The sequence below is a fragment of the Streptomyces sp. URMC 127 genome (assembly GCF_051386535.1).
In the GTDB taxonomy this organism is placed as follows: Bacteria; Actinomycetota; Actinomycetes; order Streptomycetales; family Streptomycetaceae; genus Streptomyces.
In genome coordinates, this window is the sequence record NZ_JBPQTW010000156.1 from 1 (window position 1) to 16,199 (window position 16,199).

The window sequence follows — 16,199 nt, forward strand, 5'->3', positions numbered from 1 at the left end:
GCCCTCGGCCCCGCCCTCCCCCCGGGCGCCGGCACCTGGTCCGCCCGCTCGATCGCCTACTTCAACGGCAACGGCCTGACGCCGTCCCTGCTGGTGCTGGGCGCTTGGGCGGTGGCGGGGGTGGCGGTGACGATGGGGTGTGCGGGGCTGAAACGACAGGAAAAGAACTCCGAAGAGTGAACGTCCCTTCTAGGGACGGCAGTTGATCCCGGTTCGCGGCTAATGTTCTCTGCGGCGCCCCCGAGTGAGGGCGCCCCCCTTCCAGGAGGAGCCGACAGTCGTCGGGTTCGCGGAGGGCCCGGACGGCCGGGTTCCTCCGGAGCGGTCACCGGGCATGGCCGCGTGGGGAAAGGGGGGCGCCCCTATGACGGGACGCCACCGGAAGAAGCCTTCGTGGGAACGGGTTGCTGCAGCGATGGTCGCCGCAGTGATCAAGGAACTATGGAGGTGGATGTGCGGGATGTGACCGGAGGCTTGCTTTAGAAGCCTCCGGCCCGGAACATCGATTCCGGTCCGACCCTCACCGCGGAAGGCCCAATTCCCTGGTGGGGGTCTCTTTATCCTGGTGCCTCCGGTTACGGATACACCCGTCCCCGGCCGGACCGGCCCGCCGAGGCAAGTATCAGCCTAGCGTCTCCCCACCACATCCGGGCGGCCATTCAGCCGCACCGGTGACAAAGAGCCGCAGCAGAGCGAGCCCGCTCCCCCGCACCCGACCCACGATTCCCAGCCACGGGCGCCCCCAGCGCATGGTGCACCGCTGCCCGGGGAGACTTCCGCGCATGCGAGTTCTCATAGTGACGGCGGGGTCGGCCGGGGACGTCATGCCCTACACGAGAACCCCGCCCACCGGGCACGCGCGCGTACCGTCGCCGCGCGCGTCGCCGCCGAGGACGGGGCGGGCCGGGTGCTGGCCGCCGTCGAGCGCTTGACGGTCGGCTGATCCGCGCGCCGCCGCCCGGCGTGCGGGGGCGGCCCGCGCGCCCCGGGGTGCGCTGATGAGCCGTTGGCGAAGGGGGCCGGGGCATGGATCCGGCGCGGCGCCGGGGTGGACGCTGTGACTTCAGCACCGCTCAGCGCCTCGTCCCCCGCCCGCACCCTCGTCCTTGAGGAACGCCGTGCCCCCCGTGCCCCGTTTCCGGCCGCCGGTCACCGAGCTCCCCGAGTCCTTCCCCGAGTCCGCTGCCGGGCGGGTCCGCCGGATCAGCCCGTACCTCGACGAAGCCGTCGCGTTCACCGACCGCTGGGTGCGGCGGACCGGGCTGATCCAGTCCTTCTCCGCGCAGCAGCGCTTCCGCCGGGCTGGGTGCGCGGAGTTCGCGGCGCGGGTGGCGCCGGAGGCCGAGTGCGGGCGGCTGCAGCGGGTCTCGGCCTGGCTGGTGTGGTTCCACGCGCTCGACGACCGGTTCCACCACCGGGAGGAGGAGAGCGCGTACGGGTACGACGCGCTGCCCGACTTCCTGCCGCCGGACGGCGGGCCCGTCCCGCCCCCGCGGACCGCCCTGCAGCGGGCGCTCGCCGACGTCTGGCGGATGACCGCGCCCTCGATGCCGCCCGCCTGGCGCGCCCGGGTCGCCGCGCGCTTCGGCGAGTGCGCCGCCGGGCGGCGGGCGTGGGACGGGCTCGCGACCGCGACCGTGCCCGACCTCGTCGCGTACGCCTGCCGGAACGAATTGCCGCCCGCCGTACGGGAGCTGGCGTCCTTTCAGGCCGTCACCGAAGCCACGGACGCCGCGCTCACCCGGGGCGGTACCGCCCGTGAAGCCCTCCGGAGCGCGCTGCTCCGCCTCGGACAGGAGGCGCCCTCCCCCGCCGTCGCCGCCTGGAGCCGCGCGCTCTCCCTCTGGGCCGACGGCCACCTGGCGTGGGCCCCGCGCGAGGGGCGGGCCGGGGAGTCCCGGCGGCTGCTCCTCGCCGACGACGTCACCGGCGTCCCCGTGGACCTCCTGCGTCCACGGCGTCCCCCGCCGCCGCCCGTCCCCTCCACGAGCGGCGGCGCGGGCACCGCCCTACATCGTGGCCGCGAGTAGCTCACGCGTGTAGGGCGCCTTCGGGTCGCCGAAGACCTCGTCGCGCGGGCCGCTCTCGACCACGCGCCCGGTCCGCATCACCGCCACCCGGTCGCAGAAGTGCCGCACGACGGCGAGGTCGTGCGAGACGAACAGCAGGGACAGGCCCAGTTCGTCGCGGAGGTCCATGAGGAGGTTCAGCACCTGGGCCTGCACGGACACGTCGAGCGCCGACACGGGCTCGTCCGCGACGATCAGGCGCGGGCGGAGGGCGAGCGCGCGGGCCATGCCGATGCGCTGGCGCTGGCCGCCGGAGAACTCGTGCGGGTAGCGGGGCAGGTCTCCGGCCCGCAGGCCCACCTGCTCCAGCAGCTCGGCCGCCCGCGCGCGGCGCTCCGCCCTGCCCAGGGCGGTGTGCACCCGCAGCGGGGTGGTGACGATCTCCTCGACCGTACGGCGCGGGTTGAGCGACGCGTACGGGTCCTGGAAGACCAGCTGTACGTCACGGCTGAGCTCGCGGCGCAGGCGGGTGTCGGCCGCGGCGCGGGAGATGTCGCGGCCGTCGAAGCGGACGTCCCCCGACGTGGGCCGCTGCAGCCCCGCGAGGACCCGCGCCGTGGTCGACTTCCCGGACCCGGACTCCCCCACGAGGCCGAGGGTCTCCCCGGCGCCGATGTGCAGGCTCACGCCGCGTACGGCGTGAACGGCGCCCCGGCGACTCCGCCCGCTCCGGCGGCCCCCGAACTCCACGTGAAGGTCGACGACTTCGGCAAGGGGCCGCCGGATGGGCGAGGCCACGGCAGCGGCCGGCCCGGCACCGCCGGACTCCACCGCGGGGCAGCTCGCCGTCGCGGCGGACAGCCCCTGCCGGGCACCGGCAGACGCGGCGGCGATCGGCCCAGCCGTCACCGTGAACGGTCCGCGCCCGGCACCGCCGGACTCCCCCGCCTGCGCCGGCACCGGAGCGTCGATCGTCGGCAAGCGCGTCCCCGGCACCGTGTGCAGCGTCGGGGCCGCCCCGATCAGCGCTCGTGTGTACGGGTGTGCCGCGTCGTTCAGCAGCTTGCGGGTGGGGCCCTCCTCCAGGCCCCGCCCGCCCCGCATGACGAGCATGCGGTCGCACGTTCCGGCGACGACGCCCACGTCGTGCGTGATGAGCAGCACCGCCGTGCCGCTCTCCTCCCGGAGCTCCGCGAGCAGGTCGAGGACCTGCCGTTGCACGCGCGCGTCCAGCGCCGTCGTCGGTTCGTCGGCGACGACCACGTCCGGGCTGTTGATCAGCGCCATCGCGATCATCACCCGTTGCCGCATGCCGCCCGAGAACCGGTGCGGGTAGTCGCGGGCGCGAGCGGCCGGGATGCCGACCCGTTCCAGCATGGCCAGGGCCTTCTCGCGGGCGTCGGCCCGCCGGCGGCCGGCGCCCGCCGCCGCGGCGTGCACACGGTACGCCTCCGCCAGCTGCGCGCCCACCGTGTGGAAGGGCGAGAGCGCGGCCAGGGCGTCCTGGAAGACCATGGCGATCCGGGAGCCGCGCAGGGCGCGCACCGCGGAGTCGGGCGCGCCCACCACCTCCTCGCCCCCGACCAGCACGCTCCCGCTCACCCGCGTACGGGCCGGGTCGTGGAGCCCCATCGCGGCCAGCCCGGCCGTGGACTTGCCCGAGCCGGACTCCCCCACGAGGCCGAGGACTTCACCGGGCGCCAGGGAGAAGGAGAGGCCTTCCACGGCGGTGTGCTCCGTACCGCCTCGCCCCTTGAAGGAGACCGTCAGGTCCCGTACGGACAGTGCCGGGGTCATGTGAGCCTCACCCTCGGGTCGAGCCGGGCCATCACCAGGTCGGCGAGGGCGACGAAGACCACCACGAAGAAGGCGGCGAGCAGGACCGTGCCGACGACCGTCGGCAGGTCGTTCTGGACGACGGAGTCGACGGCGAGCTTGCCGACGCCGCCGAGCCCGAAGACGGTCTCGGTGATGAACGCGCCGCCGAAGAGCGCCCCGGCCTCCAGCCCGAGGAGCTGCACGAGGGGCCCGGCGGCGCCGCGCGCCGTGTACTTCAGGTGGGCCCGCGGCGCGGTGAGCCCCTTGCCGCGGGCCGTCCGCACGTATCCCTCGTGCATCGTCTCCAGGGTCTGGGAGCGCGCGAGGCGGGCGAAGACGGCGGCGTTGACGAAGCCGAGGACGAGCCAGGGCAGGAGCAGCCCCGTGGCCCACGCGCCCGGCCCGTCGGCGAGGGGCGTGTAGCCGGGCAGCGGCAGGAGCCCGCTCTTGTAGACGAGCAGGTACTGGAGGGCGTAACCGAGGAAGTAGATCTGCACGCTCGCGCCGACCAAGGTGAAGCCGGACAGCAGCCGGTCGGCTGCGGTGCCCCGGCGCAGCGCGGCGGTGAAGCCGGTGCCGGCGCCGAGGACGGTGATCACCACGAGCGCGCCGCCGGCCAGCGACAGGGTGACGGGGAAGCGGTCGCCGATGGCGTCGAGGACCGGCTGGTGGAGGGTGTACGAGTAGCCGAGGCAGGGCGCGCTGCAGTCGATGGGGGTGCCGTCGACGTCGCTGATGGTGCGGCCGGCGACGAGGCCGCGCAGGTAGTCGAGGTACTGGCCGGCCGGCGGCTGGTCGAGGCCCATGCTGTGGCGCACGGCTTCGACCTGCGCGGTGTCGCACTTGGGGCCGCAGGCGATGAGCGCGGGGTCGGACGGGGCGGCGTAGAAGAGGCCGAAGGCGGCGGCGGTGATCGCGAGGAGCACCGCCGCGGCCTGGAGGGCCCGCCGCAGGACGTAGGCGGTCATGTCGGGTCAGGGCTTCCGGGGTCAGGGCTTCTTCGGGAATCAGGACTTCTTCAGGTACAGGCCGGCCGCCGCGATGGAGCCGTAGATCGGGTGGATCGCGGCGCCGCCGATGTCCGATCCCCGGAACCGGGTGACGCTGGTGTAGAGGAACGGCACGACCGGCACGTCCTTCATGACGGTCTCCTCCAGGGCGATGAGCGCGTCGGCCTTCTGCCGGGCGTCGCCGATGCCGGCGATGCGCTCCAGTTCCTTGTCCACGGCGGGGTTGGCGTAGCGGATGGGATTGGCGAGGGCGTCGAGCTTGCTGTGGTAGCTGTCGGGCAGGAGCGTGGACGGGGTGGGCCAGTCGACGGAGTTGGTGGACAGCCACAGGTCGTAGGGGGCGGGTCCGCGGAAGACCTCGTTGGTGAACGCGGCCTTCTCCAGCGGCCTGGTGACGAGCTTGATGCCGGCCTTGGCGAAGGCGTCGACGAGGACCTGGGCGAGCCGGTCCTTCTCGGGGGCGTCGCTCTCGTACGCGTACGTGAGCGTGCCGGGCCTGGTCCTGGCCCTGGCCAGGTGCTCCTTGGCCTTCTCGATGTCCCCGGTGGGCGCTACGGGGTAGAGGTCGTACTTCTTCCAGCCGACGACGGCGGGCGAGGAGAGCGTGGTGGCGAAGTCGCCGAGGCGCGGGCCGCCGAGGACCTGGCGGGCCTGCTCGCGCGGGAAGAGGTAGTGGATGGCCTTGCGGACCTCGGGGTCGGTGACGCGGCTGTTCTTGATGTAGAGGTCGCTGGTGTAGGCGCCCTGGCTGCCCGGGACGAGGAGCTCCTTCTTCTTGGGGTCGCGCTGCGCCTCGGCGTAGAGCTCCGGCGGGACCTCGCTCTTGGTGGAGAGCGTGCGCGGGCCGTCGCCGCGCCCGTTGAGGACCTCCTGCGCGGTGTTGAGGATCTTCTTGCCGAAGGTGAACTCGAAGCGGTCGGCGTACTGGTGGCGGACGGGGTCGGTCTCCGGCTTCCAGTGCGGGTTGCGCTCCAGGGTCAGGCTCTGGTTCTGCTTGTGCTCGGCGATGCGGTAGGGGCCGGTGGCGAAGGGCCGGGTGTCGTAGCCGGTACCGGTGTCCTTGTCCTTGCGGACGGGGGACGAGGAGGACTGGGCGGCCATGTAGGGCACGTCGGACTGCGGCTGCGGGAAGTGGAAGACGATCGTCTTGGCGTCGGGCGTCTCGATGGCATCGAGGTCGCCGTGCTCGGGTCCGGCGTATTTCGCGACGGCGGCGGTGCGGTCCTCGGAGCCGGTGAGCCACTCGGGCCAGTAGGTGGGGCCGAGTTCGAAGCCGGGGGCGAAGGTGCGCTCGATGCCGTACTTGACGTGCTCGGAGGTGATGGGCTCGCCGTCCTCCCAGGCAATGCCGTCCTTGAGCTTGTACGTCCAGGTGCGGCCGCCGTCGGAGGACTGCCCGGTGTCGGTGGCGAGGTCGCCGACGAGCTTGGGCTTGCCGCCGACGATCTGATACTGAGTCAGCTGACGTCCCCACAGCAGGGACGTGCTGTACGACTCGCCCGCGTAGATCTTCTGCGGGTCGAGGTGGCTGTAGTCGTCGGCGTTGGCGATGCGGATCGTGCCGCCGGTCCGGGCGCCCTCGACGGCCGGGGCCGGGCCCTGGCTGTCCTTCGCGGTGCCGAGCGTTGCGGTGAGCCGCTGACCGCTCTTGGCGGCGGCCTTTTCCTCCGCCTTCCCCTGGGCACCCGCCGAGCAGGAGCAGAGCAGCATGACGGCGGCGAGAGCCGGTACGACTGCGGTGCGCGGACGGGTGCGGGCCATGGTGAACTCCGGGTTGAGAGGGAAAGGTGAGAGGGAAAGGCGGTGTGCCCCGCAGGGGCGCGGGGCTGTGTTGATGTGCGCCTCCGCCGCGTGGGCGCGACCAGCCACGGATCATCCGCAGCCGGCAACGCTCCGGGCAGAGCCGGCACAATCCCCGGCGGAAGGCGTCAGCGCACGATCCGCGGATCGAGCGCGTCCCGGACCGCGTCCCCGAGAACGTTGAACGCGAGGACGAAGACGAGGATCGCCGCGCCCGGGAAGACCATGTAGGTCGGGTCGTCGTAGAAGACCTCGGAGCCGCGGGAGATCATGCGGCCCCAGTCGGGGATCGGTTCGTTGATGCCGACGCCGAGGAAGGACAGCGCGGCCTCGGCGGTGACGATGCCGGGGACGGCGAGCGTGATGTGCACGAGCACGGGCGCCCACACGTTGGGCAGCAGCTCGCGCAGCACGATGTGCCGGCGGCTCGCTCCGACGGCCCGCGCCGCCTCGACGAACTCCCGCTCGCGCAGGGCCCGTACGGACGTGCGCAGGACCATCGCGAGCGGCACCCAGCCGAAGGCCGAGAACACCAGGATGAGCGAGGTGAACTGCATCCAGGCGGGCTCGTTCTCGCCGGGGCCGACGAAGCGGGTGCGGATCACCGGGCTGAGCGCGAGGAGAAGCAGGAGTGTCGGAAAACCGAGCAGCACATTGCATACGAAAGTGAAGACGCGGTCGGCGAGGCCGCTGAGGTAGCCGACGGTCACGCCGAGGACGACGCCCGCCACGGCGATCACCGTGACGGAGGCGAGGGCCACCAGCAGCGAGGTCCGCATGCCGTACAGCAGCTGGGCGAGCACGTCGCGGCCGAGGCCGGGCTCGATGCCGAACCAGTGCTCGGCGGAGATGCCGCCGTCGGGCAGGACCGGAAGGCCTTCGGCGCTCAGCAGACCGGGGGTTTCCTGCCCGTAGTGGGAGGTGGGGTCCTTGCCGTAGAGGGCCGTGACCAGGGGCGCGGCGGCCGCGAGCAGCGCGCAGAAGACGACGACGGCGAGCGCGGCCATGCCCGTACGGTCGCGGCGGAACGCGCGGCAGGCGGTGGCGAACGGCCCGCGGGAGGGGGTGGCGGGCCCTTGCGAGGGGGTCGCGGTGAACCCTCGCAAGGGCGCCGCGGAGGCGTCCCTGGAGGGTCTCCCTGAGTGCTCTTCGGCCATTTGCTGCGGCGCTCCTGTATCGCTCCGGCCGCCGCTCGGTCACATGGCGGGCCTCTTTTCGGCCGGTGTGCGGGGATCGCCCGATCCGGCGTGCGGATCATTAGATCCAACGAAAACAGGGTCCGCAATCCGTCTTTTTGAAGGCGAGTTGGATAATTATTCGTTGATTACAAGGAATCTTTGCTGGTCAACATCCCCGTAACATGAAAACCCCGCAATTGCCGCGAAGCGGTCGGCCGATGAAGGGCGGCACTTCACGGTGGGGCTCGTATGAGACGTGCCTCACACAAATTCCGGCCACTACTGAGGGTTTTCAACCAGCGACTGAAAGTGTTCGATCCATGTGCGTTCACGCTCAACTTGGGTAAGACTGCCGTCCGTTATCTGCAGCCACGAGCAAGGGAGTGTTCGGAATGCGGTACATCACTGGGGGCATCGCGATGGGCGCCGCGCTGGCACTGGGCGGCGGCCTCCTGGCCGCCGGAACGACGACCGCGAGCGCAGCACCCGCACCTGCCCCCGCGGCACAGACGCAGAGTCTGTACGCCGCCTCCGCCCTGGTCCTGACCGTCGGTCACGGAGCGAACTCCCGTGAGGCCTCGGTCGACCGCGCGGTCACGCTGACCTGCTTCCCCAAGGCGACCGGCTCGCACCCGGACGCGAAGGGCGCCTGCGCGGCGCTGCGGGCGGCCGGTGGTGACTTCGAGAAGATCACCACCATCAAGTCCGGCACGGCCTGCACCAGGGAGTGGAACCCGAGCGTCGTCACCGCCGACGGCGTGTGGGAGGGCCAGCGGGTCCGCTTCGAGCGCACCTTCGCGAACCCGTGCGAGGCGAAGGCGGGCAAGGGCACGCTCTTCGAGTTCTGAAACCCCGGCTGACCGGCTGAACGCGGCCGGACACGGCTGAACGCGGCCGAACAGGCCGTACGCAGAGAACGGCAAAGAACGGCAAAGAACGGCAAAGAACGGCAGAGAACGACAGAGAACGGCACCGAACGACAACGAACGGCTACGCGGGGAACGACCCCGCGTGGAACGGCCCCCGGACACCGTGGAGGTGTGTCCGGGGGCCGCGTCTTTCCTCGGCCTCAGCCTCAGCCTCAGCCTCAGCCTCAGGGGATGGTCGCGCCGTACGCGCTGAGGGCCTCCTGGACCGGCTGGAAGTACGTCCGCGGCGACGGGAGGGGCACCGTGCAGTTCCCGCTGCCGCCGGAGAGCAGTCCGAGGGCCAGGCTCCCGGCGTAGAGGGGGCCGCCGCTGTCACCGGCCTCGGCGCAGGCGCTGGTCTCGATCAGGCCGGTGACCTGGCCCTCCTTGTAGTTGACCGTGGCGTTGAGGGCGGTGACCGTGCCGGTCTTCAGGCCCGTCGAGGAGCCGCTGCGGCTGATGGCCTGGCCGACGGTGGCGGTGCCGACGCCGGTGATGGGCCTCAGGCCGGGGTTCACGGCGCTCGGGTGGTCCACGGCTCCGGTGGCGGGGTAGGCGGCGATGGCGTAGTCCCGGCCGGGGAACGTCCAGGCCTCGGTCCTCGCGATCACGGGGCCGCCGTTCGAGGCGCGCCACGCGGCCTCGGCCTGGCCGCAGTGCCCGGCCGTCAGGAAGCCGTCGGGCTTGCCGGCCCGCTTCACGTTGAAGCCGAGCGAGCAGCGGAACTGCGCGCCCCAGATGCCGTCGCCGCCCGCGATGAACCGGGTGAGCTTCGTGGGGGACCTCTTGACCACCACCGCGCTGCCGAGCGAGCGGGCGGTGTCCCGGATCCGCGACAGGTCCGCCGCCGAGACCGTGGGGTCGGCGGTCAGGACGACCTTGTTGAGCCGCGGATCGGTCGCCCAGGCGGTGCCGGGGGTGGTGATCCGGGAATCGAGCGCCGCGTGGGCGGAGTCGAGCTCGGCCTTCGAGTTCGTAACGACGCGGGGCGCGGCGCCCGCCGCGCGCACGATGCGGGCGGCCTTCCCGTCGGTGATGTCGACGACGAGCCTGCCGAGGGTGGAGTCGTAGTACGAACCGGCGGCGGCGCCCCCCAGCGCGGCGGCGAGCGTCCGGGCGAGGGAGGCGTCCGAGGCCTCCGCTGCGCCCGAGGCGGCGGACGGTGCGCGAGCGGGGACTCCGGGCGAGCCGGGCGAAGCGTCGGCCTGCTGTGGACTGAGAGTGACCGCCGCGAGGGCGGCGGCGGACGCGGCGGCGAGGGCGACGCGCGCGGGAAACCATCTACGCTTCAACTCGGCACCTCCGGTGGGGGGTTGGGCCGCGGGGAGGGAACTCGGTAGCTCACCGGGCCCGGAGGACATGCGACACGGGCTCGCCGACGGCTTTACAGAGGGCGCGTCCATGCCAAGTTGGCGTGTCGAGTATTCCGTAACCGGGGAGGGCGCGCACAAGGCGGAACTCCCTTGGCGCGCGTATCCCCCGCGCGCCCCGCCCCGGCGCCGGGCGCGGGCGCGCTGACGTTTGCCGGGGCGGGGTTGGTCCGTTGGGATTAGGCGGGTCCGCATGCGCTGCGTTCCGCGAACGCGAGACGCCCGGCCGGCCCGGCACCGCCGGGCTACGCCGTAGGGGTTGCTCACCGCGGCGGCGGAAACGAGAGCCCGGGGCGCCGCCGCCCATAGCGCGGGCACCGCGCACTCCACGACCAGGGCGCCGGGGCCCTCGCCCCCGCCGTCGCGGCGGGATCAGAGGCCGTGCGGCCATCGCCGGTCACGGACACCGTCCACTGCCCCGGCCAGGGCGCCAACCCACCCTCCGCCGCAACGGCGAGACACCCCGACGGCGCACACCGGCGGTGCCAGACCGACCGGCACCGCCGGACTACGCCGTAGGGGTTGCTCGCCCCGGCGGCGGAAACGAGAGCCCGGGGCGGCCTTTCACCGGCCCGGAGCACCGCCGCCCATAGCGCGGGTGCTGCGCACCCCCCGACCGGGGCGCCGCCCCCACCCCGCCGCAACGGCGAGACACCCCCGCGGCGCACACCGGCGGTGCCGGATCGGCCCGCACCGGCGGGCCTACGCCGTCGGGGTCACCGCGGCAGCGGTCCGGCCGCGCCCGGTAGGGCTAGGGCTCCGCGGTCGGGGGGAGCTCTTCCGGGGGCGCCGGGGACGTCAGAGGGCCCGGTTCCTCCGGAGGGGGTGGCTTGGGCGCGCGTGGAGGGTCCGGCGGTACCAGCCCCTGCTGGGCCGACCGTTCCAGGAAGCGCAGGAGCTCCACCGGGAACGGCAGGACCAGCGTGGAGTTCTTCTCGGCAGCCACCGCCACCACCGTCTGCAGCAGCCGCAGCTGCAGCGCCGACGGCTGGTCGGCCATCGTGGCCGCCGCCTCGGCGAGCTTCTTCGACGCGAGCAGCTCCGCGTCCGCGTTGATCACCCGCGCCCGCCGCTCCCGCTCGGCCTCCGCCTGCCGGGACATGGACCGCTTCATCGTCTCCGGCAGCGAGACGTCCTTGATCTCCACCCGGTCGATCTGCACGCCCCAGCCGATGGCGGGGCTGTCGAGCATGAGCTCCAGGCCCTGGTTGAGCTTCTCCCGGTTGGAGAGCAGGTCGTCCAGGTCGCTCTTGCCGATGATCGAACGCAGGGACGTCTGGGACATCTGCGAGACCGCGAAGCGGTAGTCCTCCACGGCGATCACGGCCTCGGCCGGGTCCACGACCTTGAAGTAGACGACCGCGTCGACCCGCACGGTGACGTTGTCGCGGGTGATGCCCTCCTGGGCGGGCACGGGCATCGTCACGATCTGCATGTTCACCTTACGCAGCCGGTCGACGCCCGGGATGATCATGGTGAATCCCGGCGGGCGGATCCCGGGCAGGAGGCGCCCGAGCCGCAGCACCACGCCCCGCTCGTACTGCTTGACCACGCGGGCCGCCGCCATGACGTAGACCGCCCCGGCGGACGCCACGCCCACGGCTGCCATCACCAGATCCTCGACCATGGGAGGCCCCCTGCCGTACATCTCAGGTGTTATGTCCACGGTATGCCCGTATCGGGCACAGGGTCGAGCCCCCGGCCGGTGTGCGGGCCGGGGGCTCGGGTGCCGGGGGCCGGGTGACGGGGGCCCGGGTGACGGCGGGCCGCGCCGTCAGCCGATGGTCACGCCGTACGCCTTGAGCGCCGGGCCGACGGGCTGGAAGAACGTCGTCCCGCCGGAGCGGCAGTTCCCGCTGCCGCCGGAGGTCAGGCCGAGCGCGGTGGACCCGGCGAACAGGGCGCCGCCGCTGTCGCCGGGCTCGGCGCACACGTTCGTCTTGATCAGGCCGCGGACGACCTGGCCGTTGCCGTAGTTGACGGTGGCGTTGAGGCCGGTGACCTTGCCGCCGTGCACGCCGGTCGTGGAGCCGCTGCGCTGGACGGCCTGGCCGACGCTCGCGTTGCCGGCGGCGGTGATCCGCTGGGTGCGGCCGCCTCCGAGGCTGACCTCGCTGGGGTGCGCGAGGGAGCCGTTGGTGTACTGCACGATGCCGTAGTCGTTGCCCGGGAAGCTGGTGCCGGTGGTGGGCCCGATGCTGGTGGTGTGGCTGGAGTTGGTGTAGTAGGGCGGCTTGCCCTCGGTGCAGTGGCCCGCGGTGAGGAAGTAGGCGGTGTTGCCCTTGCGCACGTTGAAGCCGAGCGAGCAGCGCCAGCTCGGGGCGTAGATCGCGTCACCGCCGGCGAGGTAGGGGCGAAGGACACCGGCGGTCCGCTCGACCCGTATCGCGTCGGCGGCGGGGCCGGCCTGCTGCCTGATTCTGGCGAGGGCGGTGTCGGTGACGGTGGAGTCGGCGGTGACCACGAGGGTGCCGCTGTCCTGGTCGACGGCCCAGGCCGTGCCGGCGACGTCCGCGGACTGCACGGCGGCGCCGGCGGCGGCGAGCCGGGCGGCGGAACCGGCGGCGGGTTCGGCGTGGGCGGCGGTGCCGATGAACGCCGCCGCGGCGGCGAGGGTGGAGGCGAGGGCGACGCGGGTCGCCGTGGTGATCCTCACGTGGTTCCTCCCGAGTGGGGTCGGTAGGTGAGGCGCAGCCGTACGGGCACGCGGGATTCCGTTTTCGCCGTGCCCCTGACAAGCGCTGCTCGGGAGTATTCGGGTCACGCGACGACGACCGCAAGAGCCCGTTTCGGCCGGGGCGGGGCCCCCTCGCGGGGCGCGGGCCCCCTCGCGGGGCACGGGTCGCCTCGCGAGGCGTGGTGGACGCGGCGTGGGGCCCCATGCCGCGTTCACCACCGGTGTCCGCCGCGGGGTTTGCTCACCGCCGCGGCGGATTCTCCGTGCCTGCCTGCATGCCCCCCCCGGGCGAGTCCGGCCCCGGGAGCAGCGGGCCCTATCCTCGCAACACGTCTCGTTCGCCCGCCGGCACGGCGACCGGCAGCGTGTTGCCCGGCGGCGGGAACGGGCAGATGAAGTGGTCCGCGAAGGCGCACGGCGGCAGCAGCGCCCGGTTGAAGTCGAGCGTCACCCGCCCGTCGACGCCCGGCGCCGGCGCGCGCAGGAAGCGGAAGCGGTAGCTGGACGTCCCGCTCGTCGCGTCGGCGAACACCGCCCACAGCGTGCCGTCCACCTCCAGCGCGGCCTGCAGCGTGTGTTCGGTCCCGGCGACCGTGAAGACGAGCTCGCCGTCCAGGCCCAGGCCCCTCTCCCGCCCGTCCGCGTTCGCCACGCTCACCCGCCGGCTGCTGCCGTACGGGCGGAAGACGCCGGGCAGCAACCACTTCTCGTCGTGGTCGAAGACGTCGATCCCGGCGAACTCGCGCCGCCCGGCCGAGCCGGGGTCGAAGACGCGCACCGCCCACAGCCCCTCGCGCCGTATCACCACGAGCTTCCGGCCCCCGTACGAGACCCGGGCCGCGGCCGCGGGGCCCTTGTCGGGGCGGAGCCGGACCACGCCGTCCAGCGGCCGCCCGTCCAGGGTGAGCCCGTCGGCGGCAGCGGCGGTGAGCCGTACCGCGTCCTCTTCCTCCGCCCACTGCCCGGGAATGGCGGGAATGCGCCCCTCGGACGCGTCGGCGAGCCAGTGCGTGCCCGTCAGGGCGAGGGGTCCGTACGGTGCCGAGACCGTCTCCGTGCGCTCTTCGCGCCACGCTGTCCACTGCTGTCGTGCGTCGCGCACCGTGTCCGTGCTCATGACGGTCAACCCTTCCATACGGGCAGCGGCAACCCGAGGTGCTCGCGCAGCGTCGCGCCCGTGTATTCCGTACGGAACGCGCCACGCTCCTGCAGCAGCGGCACGACGCGGTCGGCGAACTCGTCCAGCCCGCCCGGGGCGAGGTGCGGGAGGAGGACGAACCCGTCGGCCGCCCCGGAGGCGACGCACTCGTCCAGCTGTGCGGCGACCGACGCGGGACTGCCGACGAAGGTCTGCCGCCCGGTCATCTCGATCACGGTCTGCCGGACGGACAGCCCTTCGGCCTCGGCCACGGCCCGCCACCGGGCCGCCTCCGCGGTGGGGTCCGGGCCGGTGCGGGGCAGCGGGCCGTCGGGGTCGCAGCCGGAGAAGTCGCGGCCCCAGACCCGTTCCAGGGCGAGCAGCGCGTTCTGCGGCGAGACCTGCTGTTTACGGATCTCGGCGGCGTTCTCCTGGGCCTCGGCGTCGGTGTCCCCGAGGGCGAACGTCACGCACGGCATGACCTTCAGCTCCCCCGGCTGCCGCCCGTACGCGGCGAGCCGCCGCCCGACGTCGGCGGCGAAGGCCCGCAGGCGGTCCCCGGGTGCCCTGCGGGTGAGCACCACGTCGGCTGCGGAGGCCGCGAACTCCCGCCCCTCCTCGGAGTCTCCGGCGTGCAGGACGACCGGGTGCCCCTGCGGGCCGCGGGCCACGTCGAAGGTGCCGGACAGGGAGAAGTGCGTCCCGTGGTGGGAGAAGGGGCGCGGCACGCCCCCGGGCGTCCAGGAGTCCCACAGGGCGCGCGCGGCGGCGACGAACTCGGCGGCGCGTGCGTATCCGTCAGAGGGGGTGCCGACGTCCCAGGCGGCGCGCCCGTCGCTGAGGTGGTCCAGGGAGGCGAGCCGGCGGGCCGGTTCGTAGGGCTCGGTGAACGTGGTGCCGCCGCCGGCGGCCAGGCCGATCCGCTCGGTGACGGCGGCGAGGGCGCTCAGCACGGTGACCGGCTCGGGGCCGCCGGCGTCGTCAGGGACGAGGAAGAAGTCGAAGAGGCCGCGTTCGGCGGTGGCGGCGAGGTGCCGGAACGACGAGAAGGACGAAGGAGAGGACGAAGACGAAGACGAAGGAGAGGAGAAGGTGGAGTGGGGCCTCCCCGGCCGCGGGCCGGTCGGCGCCGTCGTGCTGCCGGCGGCGGGGAACTGCACGGCCAGGTGCATCTGCCGGCGCCGGCGCACCCTGGGAGCGGTCATGCGGTCCTCCTCGCGGTGGCGTAGCGGTTGGCGGGGCGGGGCAGGCAGAGGTGCTCGCGGAGCGTGCCGCCGGGGTAGAAGGAGCGGAGCAGGCCCCGGTGCTGGAGGACGGGCACGGTCCCGTCGACCAGCAGGGCGAGGTCGCGGTCGGGGTCGCGGGGCCGGAAGTGGAAGCCGTCGACGACGCCGTCCGCCCACCAGGAGCCCGCCAGGCCGGCGAGGGCGACGGCGTCGGCCGCCGCGTACAGCGCGACGGGCAGGGAGGCGAGGACGACGACCCGGCCGGGGTCGCGGCCCAGGGCGCGCAGCCGGGCGTGCAGGTCCTCGCGGGCGGCGCGGACCGCGCCGGGCGCGGGCGAGGGCCCGGTGCGGAGGTAGACGACGTCGGCGTGGCGGGCGGCGGCCGCGCGGGCCGGCAGGCGGGTGGCGTCGACGGCGGTCACCGGCCTGCCCTGCGGCGGGCGGGGCACGGCCGAGGGTCCGCGGACGGACCCGCCGGGGCCTTCGAAGCCGGCGCGGTGCGGATTGTCGCGGTCGAGGAGGGGGCCGCCGGCGCCGCAGCCGTCCCAGAGCCGGGCGGCGGCGTCGGCGAACGCGGCGGCCTCCTGCCAGAGCGCGTCGGCGGGGGCCGGGGCGCGGCGGCCGAAGTGGCGGGCCTCGGCCTCGGTCGCGGACACCTCGGCGGTCCATCCGGCGCGGCCGTCGCTCACCCAGTCCAGGGTGGCGAGGGCGCCGGCGACGCGGAACGGCTCGGTGTGGGTGGTGGTGACGGTGGGCACCAGGCCGATCCGTTCGGTGGCGGGCGCGACGCGGGCGAGGACGGCGAGGGCGTCGAGACGGCTCGCGCCGCGGCGCGGCGGGCCGAGGGTGTCGCCGAGGGTGACGAAGTCCAGCCGGCCGCGCTCGGCGAGGCGGGCGGCACGGACGTAGGTTCCGGCGTCCCGGACGCCGGGACGGTCAATGCTCACGGCCAGGTGCAGCGGCCGTATGGGTGCGGACATGGGCTTCCCTGGGGGTTATGGGGTCCACGAACGGGCTGACCGCCCGGTCGGTCACACGGACGGGCGGGGGCGGCTGGGGGTGCGG

Annotated in this window: 12 protein-coding genes and 1 pseudogene; 3 read left to right on the plus strand and 10 right to left on the minus strand. The window is 73.6% G+C overall.

Annotation, left to right across the window (positions count from 1 at the left end; all coding sequences use genetic code 11):
- Together ACSNOH_RS25220 and ACSNOH_RS25225 are read left to right on the plus strand one after the other, a co-directional pair.
- Positions 1–180: pseudogene (locus tag ACSNOH_RS25220) on the plus strand (DUF3533 domain-containing protein); the annotation flags it as partial.
- Between the two features lie 938 nt (positions 181–1,118).
- Positions 1,119–2,030, plus strand: a complete 912-nt coding sequence (locus tag ACSNOH_RS25225) for a terpene synthase family protein (protein WP_436723709.1) — start codon at positions 1,119–1,121, stop codon at positions 2,028–2,030.
- On the opposite strand, the gene ACSNOH_RS25230 is transcribed toward ACSNOH_RS25225, so the two are convergent.
- From ACSNOH_RS25230 to ACSNOH_RS25245, 4 genes are all read right to left on the minus strand, one after another.
- Positions 2,010–3,806, minus strand: coding sequence for a dipeptide ABC transporter ATP-binding protein (locus ACSNOH_RS25230; RefSeq protein WP_436723710.1), 1,797 nt, complete (start codon positions 3,804–3,806; stop codon positions 2,010–2,012). The two genes, ACSNOH_RS25225 and ACSNOH_RS25230, sit on opposite strands and share 21 nt — an antisense overlap.
- The gene (locus tag ACSNOH_RS25235; protein ID WP_436723711.1) at positions 3,803–4,795 is read right to left on the minus strand and encodes an ABC transporter permease; all 993 of its coding nucleotides are present in this window, start codon (positions 4,793–4,795) and stop codon (positions 3,803–3,805) included. Before ACSNOH_RS25235 ends, ACSNOH_RS25230 begins: the two co-directional genes overlap by 4 nt.
- 39 nt (positions 4,796–4,834) lie before the next feature.
- Positions 4,835–6,598: an ABC transporter substrate-binding protein gene (locus ACSNOH_RS25240; protein WP_436723712.1), complete on the minus strand. Its 1,764-nt coding sequence runs from the start codon at positions 6,596–6,598 to the stop codon at positions 4,835–4,837.
- Positions 6,599–6,765: 167 nt separating this feature from the next.
- Positions 6,766–7,794, minus strand: a complete 1,029-nt coding sequence (locus ACSNOH_RS25245) for an ABC transporter permease (RefSeq protein WP_436723713.1) — start codon at positions 7,792–7,794, stop codon at positions 6,766–6,768.
- Between the two features lie 413 nt (positions 7,795–8,207).
- On the opposite strand from ACSNOH_RS25245, the gene ACSNOH_RS25250 reads away from it, so the two are divergent.
- Positions 8,208–8,663 carry a subtilase-type protease inhibitor gene (locus ACSNOH_RS25250; RefSeq protein ID WP_436723714.1) on the plus strand — a complete coding sequence of 152 codons (456 nt, stop codon included), beginning with the start codon at positions 8,208–8,210 and terminating at the stop codon, positions 8,661–8,663.
- Positions 8,664–8,908: 245 nt separating this feature from the next.
- Here the strand turns inward: ACSNOH_RS25250 and ACSNOH_RS25255 are convergent, their stop codons facing one another.
- The 6 genes from ACSNOH_RS25255 to ACSNOH_RS25280 form a co-directional block, all read right to left on the minus strand.
- Complete coding sequence (locus tag ACSNOH_RS25255; protein WP_436723715.1) at positions 8,909–10,015, minus strand: S1 family peptidase; 1,107 nt, start codon at positions 10,013–10,015, stop codon at positions 8,909–8,911.
- 829 nt (positions 10,016–10,844) lie between these two features.
- Positions 10,845–11,720, minus strand: coding sequence for a slipin family protein (locus ACSNOH_RS25260; RefSeq protein WP_436723716.1), 876 nt, complete (start codon positions 11,718–11,720; stop codon positions 10,845–10,847).
- Positions 11,721–11,867: 147 nt separating this feature from the next.
- A complete protein-coding gene (locus tag ACSNOH_RS25265; RefSeq protein ID WP_436723717.1) occupies positions 11,868–12,749 on the minus strand; it encodes a S1 family peptidase in 882 nt (293 codons plus the stop codon).
- 337 nt (positions 12,750–13,086) lie between these two features.
- Complete coding sequence (locus ACSNOH_RS25270; RefSeq protein WP_436723718.1) at positions 13,087–13,887, minus strand: DUF1684 domain-containing protein; 801 nt, start codon at positions 13,885–13,887, stop codon at positions 13,087–13,089.
- 5 nt (positions 13,888–13,892) lie between these two features.
- The gene (locus ACSNOH_RS25275; protein ID WP_436723720.1) at positions 13,893–15,080 is read right to left on the minus strand and encodes an NtaA/DmoA family FMN-dependent monooxygenase; all 1,188 of its coding nucleotides are present in this window, start codon (positions 15,078–15,080) and stop codon (positions 13,893–13,895) included.
- 29 nt (positions 15,081–15,109) lie between these two features.
- Positions 15,110–16,114 (minus strand): LLM class flavin-dependent oxidoreductase, encoded by a 1,005-nt coding sequence (locus tag ACSNOH_RS25280; RefSeq protein WP_436723719.1) that lies wholly within the window; start codon positions 16,112–16,114, stop codon positions 15,110–15,112.
- Positions 16,115–16,199 lie beyond the last annotated feature (85 nt).